This is a genomic window from Pseudomonas sp. 22189 (genome assembly GCF_052045635.1).
Classification (GTDB): domain Bacteria; phylum Pseudomonadota; class Gammaproteobacteria; order Pseudomonadales; family Pseudomonadaceae; genus Aquipseudomonas; species Aquipseudomonas parakoreensis.
Map to the genome: position 1 here is coordinate 1 of NZ_JBQEPG010000004.1, position 14,151 is coordinate 14,151.

At 58.4% G+C, this 14,151-nt stretch carries 14 protein-coding genes; 5 read left to right on the forward strand and 9 right to left on the reverse strand.

Translation table 11 applies throughout. The features are described from left to right. Nucleotides 1-254: 254 nt before the first annotated feature. The 6 genes from msrQ to ACTJKS_RS04820 form a co-directional block, all read right to left on the reverse strand. The gene (msrQ, locus tag ACTJKS_RS04795) at nucleotides 255-866 is read right to left on the reverse strand and encodes a protein-methionine-sulfoxide reductase heme-binding subunit MsrQ (protein WP_108183806.1); all 612 of its coding nucleotides are present in this window, start codon (nucleotides 864-866) and stop codon (nucleotides 255-257) included. Further along, nucleotides 866-1,879 (reverse strand): protein-methionine-sulfoxide reductase catalytic subunit MsrP, encoded by a 1,014-nt coding sequence (msrP, locus tag ACTJKS_RS04800; protein ID WP_041065469.1) that lies wholly within the window; start codon nucleotides 1,877-1,879, stop codon nucleotides 866-868. The genes msrQ and msrP overlap by 1 nt, the downstream gene beginning before the upstream one ends. A 63-nt stretch (nucleotides 1,880-1,942) precedes the next feature. Next, the gene (pssA, locus tag ACTJKS_RS04805) at nucleotides 1,943-2,800 is read right to left on the reverse strand and encodes a CDP-diacylglycerol--serine O-phosphatidyltransferase (protein WP_003228213.1); all 858 of its coding nucleotides are present in this window, start codon (nucleotides 2,798-2,800) and stop codon (nucleotides 1,943-1,945) included. A 146-nt stretch (nucleotides 2,801-2,946) separates the two neighbouring features. Then, entirely contained in the window at nucleotides 2,947-3,963 is a 1,017-nt protein-coding gene (gene ilvC / locus ACTJKS_RS04810; RefSeq protein ID WP_007959661.1) for a ketol-acid reductoisomerase, read from the reverse strand. A gap of 48 nt (nucleotides 3,964-4,011) precedes the next feature. After that, complete coding sequence (ilvN, locus tag ACTJKS_RS04815; protein WP_003205610.1) at nucleotides 4,012-4,503, reverse strand: acetolactate synthase small subunit; 492 nt, start codon at nucleotides 4,501-4,503, stop codon at nucleotides 4,012-4,014. A gap of 2 nt (nucleotides 4,504-4,505) precedes the next feature. Next, complete coding sequence (locus tag ACTJKS_RS04820; RefSeq protein ID WP_041065497.1) at nucleotides 4,506-6,230, reverse strand: acetolactate synthase 3 large subunit; 1,725 nt, start codon at nucleotides 6,228-6,230, stop codon at nucleotides 4,506-4,508. Nucleotides 6,231-6,628: 398 nt separating this feature from the next. On the opposite strand from ACTJKS_RS04820, the gene ACTJKS_RS04825 reads away from it, so the two are divergent. Then, a complete protein-coding gene (locus tag ACTJKS_RS04825; protein ID WP_108183807.1) occupies nucleotides 6,629-7,045 on the forward strand; it encodes a DUF4124 domain-containing protein in 417 nt (138 codons plus the stop codon). Nucleotides 7,046-7,139: 94 nt separating this feature from the next. Here the strand turns inward: ACTJKS_RS04825 and ACTJKS_RS04830 are convergent, their stop codons facing one another. From ACTJKS_RS04830 to mrcB, 3 genes are read right to left on the reverse strand one after another with little or no spacing between them, the layout of a single operon-like run. Further along, entirely contained in the window at nucleotides 7,140-7,475 is a 336-nt protein-coding gene (locus tag ACTJKS_RS04830) for a YqcC family protein (RefSeq protein ID WP_041065457.1), read from the reverse strand. Continuing rightward, on the reverse strand, nucleotides 7,475-8,215 hold the full coding sequence (locus ACTJKS_RS04835) for a hypothetical protein (protein ID WP_108183808.1): 741 nt from the start codon (nucleotides 8,213-8,215) through the stop codon (nucleotides 7,475-7,477). Before ACTJKS_RS04835 ends, ACTJKS_RS04830 begins: the two co-directional genes overlap by 1 nt. A 16-nt stretch (nucleotides 8,216-8,231) precedes the next feature. Further along, nucleotides 8,232-10,556 carry a penicillin-binding protein 1B gene (mrcB, locus tag ACTJKS_RS04840; protein WP_108183809.1) on the reverse strand — a complete coding sequence of 775 codons (2,325 nt, stop codon included), beginning with the start codon at nucleotides 10,554-10,556 and terminating at the stop codon, nucleotides 8,232-8,234. 116 nt (nucleotides 10,557-10,672) lie between these two features. Between mrcB and ACTJKS_RS04845 the strand changes: the two genes are divergently transcribed. The 4 genes from ACTJKS_RS04845 to ACTJKS_RS04860 all read left to right on the forward strand — a co-directional run bounded on the left by ACTJKS_RS04845 (nucleotide 10,673) and on the right by ACTJKS_RS04860 (nucleotide 14,024). Further along, nucleotides 10,673-12,229 (forward strand): AAA family ATPase, encoded by a 1,557-nt coding sequence (locus ACTJKS_RS04845; RefSeq protein WP_108183810.1) that lies wholly within the window; start codon nucleotides 10,673-10,675, stop codon nucleotides 12,227-12,229. Between the two features lie 91 nt (nucleotides 12,230-12,320). Beyond that, nucleotides 12,321-12,665 (forward strand): pentapeptide repeat-containing protein, encoded by a 345-nt coding sequence (locus ACTJKS_RS04850; RefSeq protein ID WP_041065444.1) that lies wholly within the window; start codon nucleotides 12,321-12,323, stop codon nucleotides 12,663-12,665. 269 nt (nucleotides 12,666-12,934) lie between these two features. Then, nucleotides 12,935-13,207, forward strand: coding sequence for a TfoX/Sxy family protein (locus tag ACTJKS_RS04855; RefSeq protein WP_003228231.1), 273 nt, complete (start codon nucleotides 12,935-12,937; stop codon nucleotides 13,205-13,207). A 16-nt stretch (nucleotides 13,208-13,223) separates the two neighbouring features. Further along, the gene (locus tag ACTJKS_RS04860; protein WP_108183811.1) at nucleotides 13,224-14,024 is read left to right on the forward strand and encodes a Crp/Fnr family transcriptional regulator; all 801 of its coding nucleotides are present in this window, start codon (nucleotides 13,224-13,226) and stop codon (nucleotides 14,022-14,024) included. Nucleotides 14,025-14,151 lie beyond the last annotated feature (127 nt).

Here is a 14,151-nt window from a genome sequence, read left to right on the forward strand (position 1 = left end):
GGAGGCGAATTCTACAGCGTTACACGCTGCTGTCAACACCTCTTTTTCTCCGCTTTCGACCGAGAAGATCGAACCGTCAAAAGAGCCAAACATCACCGCTCTTTCAACTCCTTCCAGGCTTCGATGAACTGAAGCGAACCGCTGTCGAAATCTGCGTAACTCATTGAATCTCAAGGAGTTTTCCGTTTCGACTGCGCCGGAAGTGGGGCGAATTATAGACCTCCTGAATCTGCCGTCAACCGTTAATTTCAGTTTTATTGCAAAACCTGCTTTTTAGTCAGCAAGCGCGGAATTCGACGCGCAACGGCAGGCACTCGCAGCAGCAAAAGCGCTGCACCCACAAAGGCATAGATCACCCACTCCTTAAGATCAGCCCGCACAATCCATAACATGTGCAGCAATCCCAGCCCCAGAATCACGTACACCACCCGATGCAGTTTCTTCCAGCGCACACCCAAACGACGCTGACTATAACGATTGGAGGTTACTGCCAGTGCCAACAATCCTAGAAAACCCAGCGTACCCACAATAATGTACGGCCGCTTACGCAACTCCACGCCCAACTGTGACCAGTCGAAACCAAGGATGAACGCCATATAGCTGAACAGGTGCAGAACCACATAAGTAAAACACCAGAGCCCCAACTGACGGCGAACCGCAATCCAGCCCGCCCACCCCGTCAATTTCTGCAACGGCGTCATGCTCAACGTGATCAGCAGCAATACCAGCGTCCCCAGTCCCAGTCGATCAACCAGAACCTTGCCGGGATCCGGACCGAGCAAATCGGCGAACGCCTGATAAAACCAGAGCAGTGGCCAGATCGCCGCCGCAATGAAAACGCCTACACGCCAAAACGGATATCGCATCAGTAGTTCTTCCGCAGATCGAGCCCTGTATATAAAGAAGCGACTTCATCCGAGTAGCCGTTGAACATCTGGGTATCACGTACATTCGGCTTGAACAAACTGTTCGGCAGACGCCGTTCTCTTGCCTGAGTCCAGCGCGGATGATCGACCGTCGGATTCACGTTGGCATAAAATCCGTATTCATCTGCCGCGATACTCTGCCAGGTAGTCTTGGGCTGCTCGCTAACGAGACTGATCCGCACAATGGACTTCACACTCTTGAAGCCATACTTCCACGGCACCACCAGGCGCAGCGGCGCGCCATTCTGATTGGGCAATTCGCGGCCATACATGCCAACCGCCAGAATCGCCAAGGGATTCATCGCCTCATCCAGACGCAAGCCCTCTACATACGGCCAGTCGATCAACGCGAAACCCGAGCGCTGCCCAGGCATGCTCTTGGGATCCTGCAAGGTTTCAAAGCGAATGTACTTGGCGTTAGAGGTCGGTTCGACCTGCTTGAGCAGTGCGGAAATCGGAAAACCAATCCAGGGGATGACCATCGACCACGCTTCAACACAGCGAAGACGATAGATACGCTCCTCCAACTGGTACGGTTTCATGAAGTCTTCGAGTGCGTAACGCCCAGGCTTACCCACCTCCCCATCGACGACCACACTCCACGGCTCGGTTTTCAGCGAGCCGGCATTGGCTGCGGGATCGCCCTTGTCGGTGCCGAACTCATAGAAGTTGTTGTAATGGGTCGCGTCTTTATAAGGCGTGATCGCCTCATCCTTGACGTTGACTGCTCCCCACTTGGTAGAAGAGAGCTTCTCGGCAAACCAGGCAGGCGTCTTGCCTGGCTCGACATCAGCATAGCGCGCCGCGTCCTCGGCACTGGCCCAACGCGGCAGGCTGCTCACGGCGATACCGGCCGCGGTAGCTCCGAGCAGTTGGCGACGGGAGAGATAAATGGACTCAGGCGTGACATCCGACTCATGGCAGTCGGACGCTTTGGGGATTTTGATCAGCATGACAACTCCGCAGCTTTGGAGGACAGATGCACCCATAGACTGCGGAGTATGCGGGAAATTACATCACTCGGCGTTTTTGTGCCGACGAAGATGCAACAGGTATTGCACCGGGCCGGAAGCCGCGTAGGCGAGGAACACCAGCAGCAAAATACGCGGTGGATCGCTGAACACCACAGCGAACACCAGCACCACGGCGAGGATCGCCACGAACGGCACGCGCCCCTTCAGATCCAGCTCCTTGAAGCTGTTGTACTTGATGTTGCTGACCATCAGCATGCCGGCAGCCGCCACCATCAGAGCGACCAGGAACGACATCTTCGACCCCTGAATACCGTAATCGCTGAACGCCCAGACAATCCCCGCCACCACGCCTGCCGCCGCCGGACTGGCCAGACCGATGAAGTAGCGCTTGTCAGCCGTACCAACCTGAGTATTGAAACGCGCCAGACGCAGCGCTGCACCGGCTACATAGATGAAGGCCACCATCCAGCCAACCTTGCCCATGTCGCCCAGCGCCCAGCCGAACGCCAGCAGCGCCGGTGCCACACCGAAAGCGACCATGTCGGACAGCGAGTCATACTCGGCACCGAAGGCACTTTGCGTATTGGTCATGCGCGCTACACGGCCATCAAGACCATCGAGCACCATGGCCACAAAAATCGCGATCGCGGCGAAGGCGAAATACTTGCTCGCATTCGCTGAATCCCCGGCGCTCAAGGCAGCCTGGGCACTCATCGAGTTGATGATGGAATAAAACCCTGCGAACAGGTTCGCAGTGGTGAAAAGGTTCGGCAGCAGATAGATACCACGATGCCGGACTTTACGACCTTCTGCGTCGTGCCCTTCTTCGACATGTTCATCGATGGGCAGCAGGCTTTCGGCGTCAGAAGCCTGGTTCGGCTCTTCGGGACGTTCGCTCATGGACATTACCTTGCAACGGTTTGGAAAGTTTCGACAGGTGCCTGTGACGACGGTTCGGCCACAAACGATGCAGCTTTATACCAGAACCATCGGTTTCAAACGAAAAAACGCGGCCGAGGCCGCGTTTTTCGTACAAGGATGACGACTTAGTTTTTGGCTTTGTCGACGATCTTGTTGGCACCGATCCACGGCATCATGGAGCGCAGTTGCTCGCCGATGATTTCGATACCGTGAGCGGCGTTGTTACGACGCTTGGCGGTCATCGAAGGGTAGCCGGTTGCGCCTTCGCTGATGAACATTTTGGCGTATTCGCCGTCCTGAATACGTTTCAGGGCATTGCGCATGGCCTGACGGGATTCGGCGTTGATCACTTCCGGACCGGTCACGTACTCGCCGTATTCAGCGTTGTTGGAGATCGAGTAGTTCATGTTGGCGATACCGCCTTCGTACATGAGGTCAACGATCAGCTTCAGTTCGTGCAGGCACTCGAAGTAGGCCATTTCCGGCGCGTAGCCAGCTTCAACCAGCGTTTCGAAACCGGCTTTCACCAACTCAACGGTACCGCCGCACAGTACGGCTTGTTCGCCGAACAGGTCGGTTTCGGTCTCGTCCTTGAAGGTGGTTTCGATGATGCCGGTACGACCGCCACCGACGCCGGCGGCGTAGGACAGTGCAACGTTTTTGGCGTTGCCCGAAGCGTCCTGGTAGATCGCGATCAGGTCAGGGATACCGCCGCCCTTCACGAACTCGGAACGTACGGTGTGGCCCGGCGCTTTCGGCGCGATCATGATCACGTCGAGGTCGGCACGTGGAACAACCTGGTTGTAGTGGATCGCGAAGCCGTGGGAGAAGGCCAGGGTGGCGCCTTTCTTGATGTTCGGCTCGATTTCGTTCTTGTACAGCTGGGACTGGAATTCGTCCGGGGTCAGGATCATGACCAGGTCGGCGCCGGCAACAGCAGCAGCCACGTCGGTCACTTTCAGGCCATGGGCTTCGGCTTTGGCAACAGTGGCCGAACCTTTACGCAGACCGACGGTAACGTCGACACCGGAGTCTTTCAGGTTGCATGCCTGGGCGTGGCCCTGGGAACCGTAACCGATGATGGCAACTTTCTTACCCTGGATGATCGACAGGTCGCAGTCTTTATCGTAGAAAACTTTCATGAATTTCCCCTATATATCCAGGCCGTTCAGGCCATTCGCTAATTTGGTTTAGATGCTGAGTACTTTGTCGCCGCGGGCAATGCCGGTCACGCCGCTACGGACGGTTTCCAGAATCGATGCGGTGCCGATGGACTGAATGAAGCTGTCGAGTTTGTCGCTGGTACCGGTCAATTGAACGGTATACACGCTGGCACTGACGTCGACGATCTGTCCACGGTAAATATCGGTGGTGCGTTTGATCTCGGCGCGCTGGGCGCCAGTGGCCTTGACCTTGACCAGCATCAGCTCGCGCTCGATGTGAGCGCTTTCCGACAGGTCCACCAGCTTGACCACTTCGATCAGCTTGTTCAGGTTTTTGGTGATCTGCTCGATGATTTCATCGTGGCCGACAGTGGTCAGCGTCAGACGCGACAGGGTCGGGTCTTCGGTTGGCGCCACTGTCAGGCTTTCAATGTTGTAGTTGCGCTGCGAGAACAGGCCGACTACGCGAGACAAAGCGCCGGGTTCGTTTTCCAGAAGCAGGGAAATAATGTGCCGCATGATTAAGTACGCTCCGTCTTGCTCAGCCACATATCGCGCATGGAGCCGTCTTTGATCTGCATCGGATAGACGTGCTCGCTGGTATCGACCGAAATATCGATCACCACCAGACGATCTTTCATGGCGAACGCCTCTTCCATCTTCGACTTCAAATCCTTCGAATCGGTGATGCGCACGCCGACGTGACCGTAGGCTTCAGCCAGTTTGACGAAGTCAGGCAGCGACTCCATATAAGAGTGCGAGTGACGGCTGCCATAGCTCATGTCCTGCCACTGACGAACCATCCCCAGAACACCGTTGTTCAGGATGACGATTTTCACCGGCAAGCCATATTGCAGGCAGGTCGACAGTTCCTGGATGTTCATCTGGATGCTGCCTTCGCCCGTGACACAGGCAACGTCGTCATCCGGGAAGCTCAGCTTGATGCCCATGGCCGCCGGGAAACCGAAGCCCATGGTGCCCAGGCCACCGGAGTTGATCCAGCGGTTAGGCTTGTTGAACTTGTAGTACTGCGCCGCGAACATCTGGTGCTGGCCCACGTCGGACGTGATGAAGGCATCGCCCTTGGTCACTTCGCACAGGGTCTCGATCACGGTCTGCGGCTTGATCAGGCTGCCGTCGCCCTTTTCATAAGGGAACAGGCCGCGATCACCGCGCCACTCATCGACTTGCTTCCACCAACTGGCCACGGACTCCTTGTTCGGGGTCTCGCCGATTTCCTTGAGGATCGCGACCATTTCGGTCAGGACACTCTCCACCGGACCAACGATTGGCACGTCGGCCTTGATGGTCTTGGAGATCGAAGCCGGGTCGATATCGATGTGGATGATCTTGGCGTTCGGGCAGAACTTCGCCGCGCCGTTGATCACACGGTCATCGAAACGTGCGCCAACAGCCAGGATCACGTCGGCATGGTGCATCGCCAGGTTGGCGGTGTAGCTGCCGTGCATGCCGAGCATGCCGATGAACTGACGATCAGTACCCGGGAAACCACCCAGGCCCATCAAGGTGTTGGTCACTGGCAGGTTGAGCATTTTCGCCAGTTCGGTCAGCGGTGCGGAACCGTTGCCCAGAATCACGCCGCCACCGGAATAGAGCACAGGACGCTTCGCCGCCAGGAGCATTTCTGCCGCCTTGCGGATTTGCCCGGAGTGACCGCGAACGGCCGGGCTGTAGGAGCGCAGCTTGGCTTTTTTTGGGAAAACGTATTCGAACTTCTCGGCCGGGTTGGTCATGTCTTTCGGGATATCGACCACGACCGGGCCCGGACGACCGGATTGCGCCAGGTAGAACGCCTTCTTCATGACTTCCGGGATTTCCGAGGCGTGCTTGATCATGAAGCTGTGCTTCACGATCGGCCGGGAGATACCGATCATGTCGGTTTCCTGGAACGCGTCGGTGCCGACCATGGTGCTTGGCACCTGACCGGAAATGATCACCATTGGAATCGAATCCATATAGGCGGTGGCAATACCGGTGATGGCGTTTGTGGCGCCTGGACCGGAAGTCACCAATACCACGCCGGCTTTACCGGTGGCACGGGCGTAGCCGTCAGCCATATGGGTCGCCGCTTGTTCGTGACGAACCAGGATGTGGGTCACTTCCGGTTCTTTGAACAGGGCATCGTAAACATGCAGGAGAGCACCACCCGGGTACCCGTAGATATATTTGACGCCTTCGTCACGCAAGAAGCGGACGAGCATCTCACCGCCAGATAAAAGCTCCACGTTGTTCACCTCTAAAACGCCAGAATACCGTCCACAAAAAGGGGCGGGTCTTAATAGGTTTACTTCTCGGCAGAGCATGAGCGACGGTGGTCGCCGACTACGTCAGCACTGACTGAGCAAGTATTGGGATCGTCCCAAGTGTTGCGGGCCTTTCCCACCCAGCGCGAGGTAACGCGTTGCGGGTGTAACAGGTCGACGCGGATATGCGCCTCATGATCTGCCGAGTGGGTCTGCTTCTGGCAGTCCCTCTACAGCGGACTTTGGATTCTTCTGTTTCGCCCTCTCCAAGTCAAGCCGTCAATGTGCTTAATTGTGGGTAAGCACATGAGAACGCAAGAAAAAACCTGAAAACAGCTACTCTGTTAGCGTCAATTGCGCAATTTTGCCAAGGAATCAGCATGCGAACGCTTCTGTTAACTCTGCTGATCGGCCTCAGCCCCTGGTGCTCGGCCGCTCAGATCTACAAATGGGTCGACGCCCAAGGCGTCACGCACTTCGATGCGCAGCCGCCGCAAGGGCAACCGGCCAGCACCGTGCAGACGCCCTCCTCGCCCCCAACGAAACCTGCCGCCATGCCTGGCAGTGGTGCGCTGGGCGATCAGAAAGCCATCGACGACAAGGTGAAGAAACAGGTGGCGGAGCAGCAGGCGCAGCTCAAGGCATTTTGCGAGCAGGCACGGACGAACCTGGCGCAATTGCAGAACAATCCGCGATTGAGGGAGGAAGTGGAGGGGCAGCTACGGCGGCTGGATGATGCGCAACGTCAGGAGCGCATTATCGAAGCACAGAAACAGATTGCGCAGAACTGCGAATAAGCACCTGTAGGAACTGGCGAAAGCTTCGATCTTTTGATTCTGTTTTTAAAAGCAAGATCAAAAGATCGCAGCCTGCGGCAGCTCCTACAGTGGCTTAGCGGGAGGCGGTGATCAGCAGATCGAATTCTTTGAGCAGCACCTGCAACTGGCGATCCTTGCCCTGCAGATTGCGTTGGGCAAAGACCATCTCCGCCATTTCCTGAATGCCCGAAGCGTTGGGCAACGCCAGGTCCTGCTCAAGGATCATCTTCATTCGTGGCAGGAAGATCCATTGCAGCCATTGTTCGAAATCCAGCGTATCGACCGAAAACGGCTCGACACTACTAAGGGCTTCGGCCGATGGCTGCACTTCATCCCACCAACCTTGCGCGCGCAGCTCACGCTCGATCAGCAGCAACTGGTCGGCGATTTTCGGGAAACGGGTGTCCATCAGAGCGAAACCTTGGCCTTTTGACGAGCCAGTGCAGCGCCGGCGGAGTCGCCCTGTTTCTCACGGGACTGCGCGATGATTTCCCACAGGTTGGCTTGCAGATCCGGACGGCCGTTGGCCATGGTCAGCGCGCGACGGGCGAACTGTTCCGCCTGCGGCGCATCACCTTGGGCCATGCGCACCTGCGCCAGACGGTAGAGCACTTGCGGCTCACGCGGAGCTACACGCTGAGCGCGCTCCAGACTGGAGGATGCACCGTTGAGGTCGCCGCCGGCCTGCTGCTGTTGCGCAGTGGTCAGCAAGGCGAGTACCGGACCATCCAGTTGCTCATCCGCCGACAGACCTCCGCCACTGCTGGCCGAAGGAATGCCGCTCGGCGTCGAAGGCATGCTGTAGCTGCCGGTGTTGATCGGTGCCGACTCGACCGGCGAAGGATTGTACGGACCCGCCGTAATCCCACCGGACGCCGGACCAGGAACGATCGGCGCCGATGTCACAGCACCGCCACCCGGCACCATCACCACCACACCAGTATCGCCTTGCGGAATGGCCTGGGATTGCGCCTGCCCCTGCACTGGACGTTTGACCGTCGTCTTGCGGAAACCGCCATTGGCCGACAGACGTTCGCTATTGGACACGGCTGTGCCGGAATCCACCACCGGGATCGAACCACGCTGTACGGTAGAGCAGCCGCTGAGCAAAGCCACGGCGGTCACCGCTGGAATCAACCACTTGTTCACTTGAAACCCTCTTTGCTTAATTCATCCAGCCCTTGACCCAATCCATCACCGACTCCGGCGAAGCAGGCGTTTCGCTTGCACACGCGGCACCGGGTGGCGGTTCGCTGCCGCGAATATACGGCATCTGCACGGCTCCGGGACAGTTGGCATCCGAGCCTTGTCCGGTACGCGAATCGACCCACGCCTGAACGATGTTGTCCGGCTGCGGCATATCCAGCGGCAGCGGATCGGCCTTGCGCATGAAACTGGTCCAGACCTGCAGCGCACCGGTCGCCCCGGTGAACGGGGTCTTGCCGTTGTCGTCACGACCGAGCCAGACCACCGCCAGCAGATCCTGACTGAAACCGGCGAACCAACTGTCGCGCGAGTCGTTACTGGTACCGGTCTTGCCGGCCAGCGTCAGGGTCTTGGGCAGCACGTTGTAAACCGAGCTGCCGGTACCTTCACGCATCACCCGCTGCATGGCGTTCTGGATCAGGTAGATGGACGCCGGATCGAAACGCTGCTCGATCTGGAACGGATAACGCTTGAGCGGTTCGCCCTCAGCAGTCAGCACACTGCGAATCCCGCGCATCGGCGTATTGAAACCACCGTTGGCGAGGGTCTGGTACATGGTCGCCACTTCGATCGGGGTCATGCCGCCAGCCCCGAGCAACATCGACGGGAACGCCGGGAATTCCCGGGTTACCCCCAGACGCGCAAGGGTCTTGAGCACATTCGGCACACCGACTTCCAGACCCAGACGCGAGGTCGACAGGTTGTAGGAATGCGCCAGCCCTTGATAGAGAAACACCGTGCCGTGGGAGCGACGGTCATAGTTCTGCGGTTTCCACACCTGGCCGTCCGCGCCTTTGATCGACAGCGGATCATCCGACAGCCAACTGGTCAGCGTGTAATGGCTCGGCTTCTCCAGCGCAGTCAGATAGACAGCCGGTTTTACCAGCGAACCGATTGGCCGCACGGCGTCCAGCGCCCGGTTGAAACCGGCGTAACTGGCCTGACGGCTACCAATCATCGCCTGCACTTCGCCGGTCTCCGGGTTGGTCACGACCATCGCCGCTTCCACATCATCGGAGCCCTTGCGTCCAGCCAGACGTTTAAAGGTGTCGTTAACCGACGCTTCGGCCTTCATCTGCAGAATCGGGTCGAAACTGGTGAAGATCCGCAGGCCTTCTTCGGTCAAGTCCTCGTCACGATAATCTTCACGCAACTGGCGTTTGACCAGATCGATAAAGCCCGGGAACGAGCTGTCGGCGAGCTTGCCGCGGGTGGTCACGCCCAATGGCATTTTCTTCGCCGCTTCGACCTGCTCGGCCGTCGCCACGCCTTGCTGCTCAAGCACATCAAGTACCAGATTACGGCGCTCCAGCGCGCGCTCCGGGTTGCGCCGCGGGTTGTAGTAGGACGGACCCTTGACCATGCCGACCAGCAGTGCAACCTGATGCAGCTTCAGCTCGGACAAAGGCTGACCGAAGAAGAACTGGCTGGCCAGACCGAAACCATGCACGGCACGCTGACCGTCCTGCCCGACGAAGACTTCGTTGAGGTAGGCCTCAAGAATTTCCTTCTTGTCGTAGTGCAGCTCCAGCAGCATCGCCATCATCGCTTCGGTGAGCTTGCGGCTCAGGCTGCGCTCGTTGGTGAGGTAGAAGTTCTTCACCAACTGCTGGGTCAGCGTACTGCCGCCCTGGGTCATCTTGCCGCCAGAGGTGTTGACCCAGATCGCCCGGGCAATCGATTTCGGCGACACGCCCCAGTGGCTGTAGTAGTCGCGATCTTCAACGGCGACCAAAGTATCGAGCAAATACGGCGGCACCTGATCGAGCTTGATCAGAATGCGGTCTTCAAGGTTTTTCGGGTAAATGCCGCCGATCATCAGTGGTTCGAGCCGCACCACGGACAATTTTCCACCATTGAGCCCCGAGAGTTCGGCCACATAGTCGCCGGAGAAGCGCACGCGTACTGGCTGAGGTTTCTCCAGGCCTTCATAGAACTGGAAGCCGCGGGTATTCAGATCAACGGTATTGCCGTTGACGGCGGCAGCGCCGGGGCCATTGCTCACGGCTTCGCGGCGATAGCCCAAGGCGTCGAGTTCGGTGAGGAAATCGTCCTTGCTCAGTTTTTGTCCGACGAACAGCTCGAGCGGACGCGCGTACACCTTGGCCGGGATGGTCCAGCGCTTGCCGGAGAATTTCTCCTGCACCACGGCATCGAGGTAAACGGCGAAGCCGGCCAGCACCACAAGGCCGACCAGACTGAGTTTAATGGCCCACCCCAGCCACGGCCGCAGGCCCTTGGCAGGTGGTTTTTTCTTGGTACGGGGGGATCGAGTTCGAGTCATGGCGGCGGATTATACGCACTTTATTCATCCTCAACAGGAGCGCTCCGAGGTTTGCGTCAGGCTGGCGAGCGGCCATAATGGCGACCTCGAATTTCCCAGTCTCTGAAGGATCGCCCGTGAGCCAGTCACTGATCGCTGCCCTGCAAAACCCGGCCCTCTACCCGCACCCCGTCGACGGGTTCCAGGTCATCGAAACCCATATCTCGTGGGTGATCCTCACCGGGTCGTTTGCTTATAAAGTGAAGAAGCCGGTGAATTTCGGCTTTCTCGACTTCACCAGCCTCCAAGCGCGCGAGCACTTCTGCGCTGAAGAACTGCGTTTGAATCAGCGCCTGACCGAAGATTTGTATCTGGACGTGTTGCCGGTGACCGGCAGCGTCGAAGCGCCGCAACTGGGAGGCGACGGCCCGGTGATCGAATATGTGCTGAAAATGCGTCAATTCCCGCAGACCGGCCTGCTCAGCACCCTGCAGGCCAACGGTGAGCTGACCACCCAGCACATTGATGAAATGGCCGAGCAGATCGCCAGATTCCACCTCAGCGCGCCAAAAGTCCCGGCCGAACACGAGGCGGGGACCCCGGACAGCGTAATGGCCCCGGTGCGCCAGAACTTCGAACAGATCCTGCCATTCCTCAGCGACAAAAACGATCTGCTGCAACTCGAGGCCCTGCAAGCCTGGGCCGAGAGCAGCTTCGACCGTCTCAAGGCACTGTTCAGCCAGCGCAAGGCCGAGGGTTTCACTCGCGAATGCCACGGCGACATTCACTTGGGCAACGCCACTGTGATCAATGGCAAAGTAGTGATCTTCGACTGCATCGAGTTCAACGAGCCGTTCCGCTTCACCGACGTCTGGGCCGACACCGGTTTCCTGGCGATGGACCTTGAAGACCGTGGTCTGAAATCCCTGGCCCGCCGCTTCATCAGCCAATACCTGGAATTGACCGGCGACTATCAAGGCCTGGAAGTGCTGAACTTCTACAAAGCCTACCGAGCACTGGTTCGCGCCAAAGTTGCACTGTTCAGCATGCCGGCGGACGCCACCCCGGTGCAGCGCGCCACTACCCTGCGCCAGTACCGTAACTACGCCAATCTGGCGGAAAGCTACAGCACCATCCCTTCGCGCTTCATGGCGATCACCCACGGAGTATCGGCCGTCGGCAAGAGCCACGTGGCGATGCGCCTGGTCGAAGCATTGGGCGCGATCCGCCTGCGTTCCGATGTCGAGCGCAAGCGTCTGTTCGGCGAGCAAACCGTGGCCAACGACGTGCAGGCCGGGATTTACAGCGCCGACGCCAGCGCTGCCACCTACGCCCGCTTGCATGAGATTGCCGGAGTCATTCTGCACGCCGGTTTCCCGGTCGTCATCGATGCGACCTACCTCAAGCGCGAGCAACGTGACAGCGCGGCGAAAGTCGCCGAGGCGACCGGCACGCCGTTCCTGATTCTCGACTGCAACGCTCCGCAAGCCGTGATCGAAAGCTGGCTGGCGATTCGCCAGGCCGACAAGAAGGATCCTTCCGACGCCACGCTGGCGGTCATCGAGGCCCAACAGGCCAGCCGCGAAGCGCTGACGCCAGAAGAAATTCTGCGCAGCAAACGCGTACAGACCAATGAAAGCGGGACCCTCGACACCGTCGTGGCGCAGATCCGCCAGCGTCTGCCAGGCCTGTAAGAAACTATTTCGACCGTGAAGCCCCCGCTGGCTTCACGGTCGTCAAATAGTGGCACTATACTGGCGTCATAAAACCAACAGGTGATGTGACATGAGCCAGCCGAAACTTCTCGACACCCCGCTTTATGCCCTGCTGCACAAAGACGACATCGCAGGCTTCAACAAGGAACGCCCGAACGACGGCCCGATCGACATGGTCGGTGGCGACTTCCGTGGGCTCGATCTGCGTGAACTGAACGCCGACGGCGTGGATTTCCGCGACGCCTACTTCCGCTCCGCCGATTTGCGCGGCATCGATTTCCGTAATTCCGCCCTGGAAGGCGCGAGCCTGGCCCATGCGCAGATTTCAGGTGCGTACTTCCCACCGGAACTGAGCGCCGACGAGATCCTGATGTCGATGAATTTTGGTACCCGCCTGCGCTATCGCACCCGCTGATATTTATCTTTCTCTGACCCGACGCCTTTCCCGCGTGGGAGCGGGCTTGCTCGCGAAGGCGTGGTGTCAGTCGATACATCTCGTGGCTGACAGGACGCCCTCGCGAGCAAGCTCGCTCCAACATGTGTTTCTTCTCTCCTTTCTGGGTTCGCAGCCCTTTCTTAGTAGCGTTTGCGTCTAATCCGACCAAACAACCACGCTTTTCCTACTGATGGCTACACTCCTGAGAAGATCGCCCACGCACCATTCGGCCGTCGCAAGGAGGCTTGATGAATGATGAACTGCAACACCTGAAGAATCTTGGCAAGACGTCGGCGCAATGGCTGCATGCCGTGGGCATCCACAGCGCCTCGGACTTGCGTCGCCTGGGGGCGGTGGACGCCTATCGGGCCGTGCGTACCCGCGGGTTTCGCGCATCGAAGGTGTTGTTGTACGCGATTGAAGGGGCGCTGATGGATGTGCACTGGAACGATATCCCGGCCGAACGCAAAGACGCCTTGAACAAGCAGCTCGAAGCCATCTCCTCGCGTCACAAGAACTGAACAGGCGCTGACGGCCATGTATCTGCTCGGGGAACAATCGGCACCAGTCGATAAGCTGATCAATCGTTTGCAGAGCTTGCCCGCGCACTGGCTGGAAGGGCTTGCGCCGTGCGGGCCTGCCTTTGAGCCGGAAATCTCTGATGACCTGATGGCGCAGCTCCCACACGATCAGCTGTTTCTGCTGACAGAAGGCGTGATCCACGGCTACATCGGCGGCCGCGCGTTGTTTTACTGGCAGGAAGGCGATCTGATCGGCCTGCAGCAAGGTGACGCCTGGGCCGATTGCCGACTGCGCAGCGACGGATTATTGCGCTTGTTGCCCTATCGGCGAACCGATCTGTTCCGACATTTGTACGCCGAGCCGGAACGGGCTGAGCAATGGCTGGAGTATCTGCTGGGGCAGATGGCGCTGCTGGCACACGCGGTGGCCGAACTAAAGCCACGGGAGTTTCGCAGCACCAATGGCTTTAAACGGGTCGAGAGCGGTGAAGTGTTGATCCAGCAGGGCGATGCTGCCGATCACGTCTTCGTGATCATCGATGGGCATGCCGAAGCGTTTGTTGATGGGCACAAGGTTGGCGACGTGCCCAAGGACGAGATTTTCGGCGCCATGGCAGTGTTCACAGGCGAGCCGCGAAACGCCACGGTCATTGCCCGCGAGCCAAGTACAGTGATGTTGATTCCCGGCGATCAGTTTCTGACCATGACCCGCAACAATCCGAAGATTGCCCAGAGCCTTATCGAGAGCATGGCCCGGCGCATTGGCCAGCTCAACCAGCAAATCACCCAACTGAGCGCGGTGAAAGCTGCGCGTTGAGTCCCCTGTTTCCGGGGCACTCCGGCCATTTGCACGACTAAATCACGCGAATGGAAAAACAGTGGTTGACTCGCTAATGAGAATCGCTATGATTATCACAACTGGTCGCGAGATCAGTCGATATTCT

What these genes read in the sequence shown, in the direction of transcription:
- mrcB (WP_108183809.1), bottom strand. Translation starts at nt 10,556, where the DNA reads ATGACTCGAACTCGATCCCCCCGTACCAAGAAAAAACCACCTGCCAAG.
- ACTJKS_RS04825 (WP_108183807.1), top strand. Translation starts at nt 6,629, where the DNA reads ATGCGAACGCTTCTGTTAACTCTGCTGATCGGCCTCAGCCCCTGGTGC.
- msrP (WP_041065469.1), bottom strand. Translation starts at nt 1,879, where the DNA reads ATGCTGATCAAAATCCCCAAAGCGTCCGACTGCCATGAGTCGGATGTC.
- ilvN (WP_003205610.1), bottom strand. Translation starts at nt 4,503, where the DNA reads ATGCGGCACATTATTTCCCTGCTTCTGGAAAACGAACCCGGCGCTTTG.
- ilvC (WP_007959661.1), bottom strand. Translation starts at nt 3,963, where the DNA reads ATGAAAGTTTTCTACGATAAAGACTGCGACCTGTCGATCATCCAGGGT.
- ACTJKS_RS04860 (WP_108183811.1), top strand. Translation starts at nt 13,224, where the DNA reads ATGTATCTGCTCGGGGAACAATCGGCACCAGTCGATAAGCTGATCAAT.
- msrQ (WP_108183806.1), bottom strand. Translation starts at nt 866, where the DNA reads ATGCGATATCCGTTTTGGCGTGTAGGCGTTTTCATTGCGGCGGCGATC.
- ACTJKS_RS04830 (WP_041065457.1), bottom strand. Translation starts at nt 7,475, where the DNA reads ATGGACACCCGTTTCCCGAAAATCGCCGACCAGTTGCTGCTGATCGAG.
- ACTJKS_RS04850 (WP_041065444.1), top strand. Translation starts at nt 12,321, where the DNA reads ATGAGCCAGCCGAAACTTCTCGACACCCCGCTTTATGCCCTGCTGCAC.
- pssA (WP_003228213.1), bottom strand. Translation starts at nt 2,800, where the DNA reads ATGAGCGAACGTCCCGAAGAGCCGAACCAGGCTTCTGACGCCGAAAGC.
- ACTJKS_RS04855 (WP_003228231.1), top strand. Translation starts at nt 12,935, where the DNA reads ATGAATGATGAACTGCAACACCTGAAGAATCTTGGCAAGACGTCGGCG.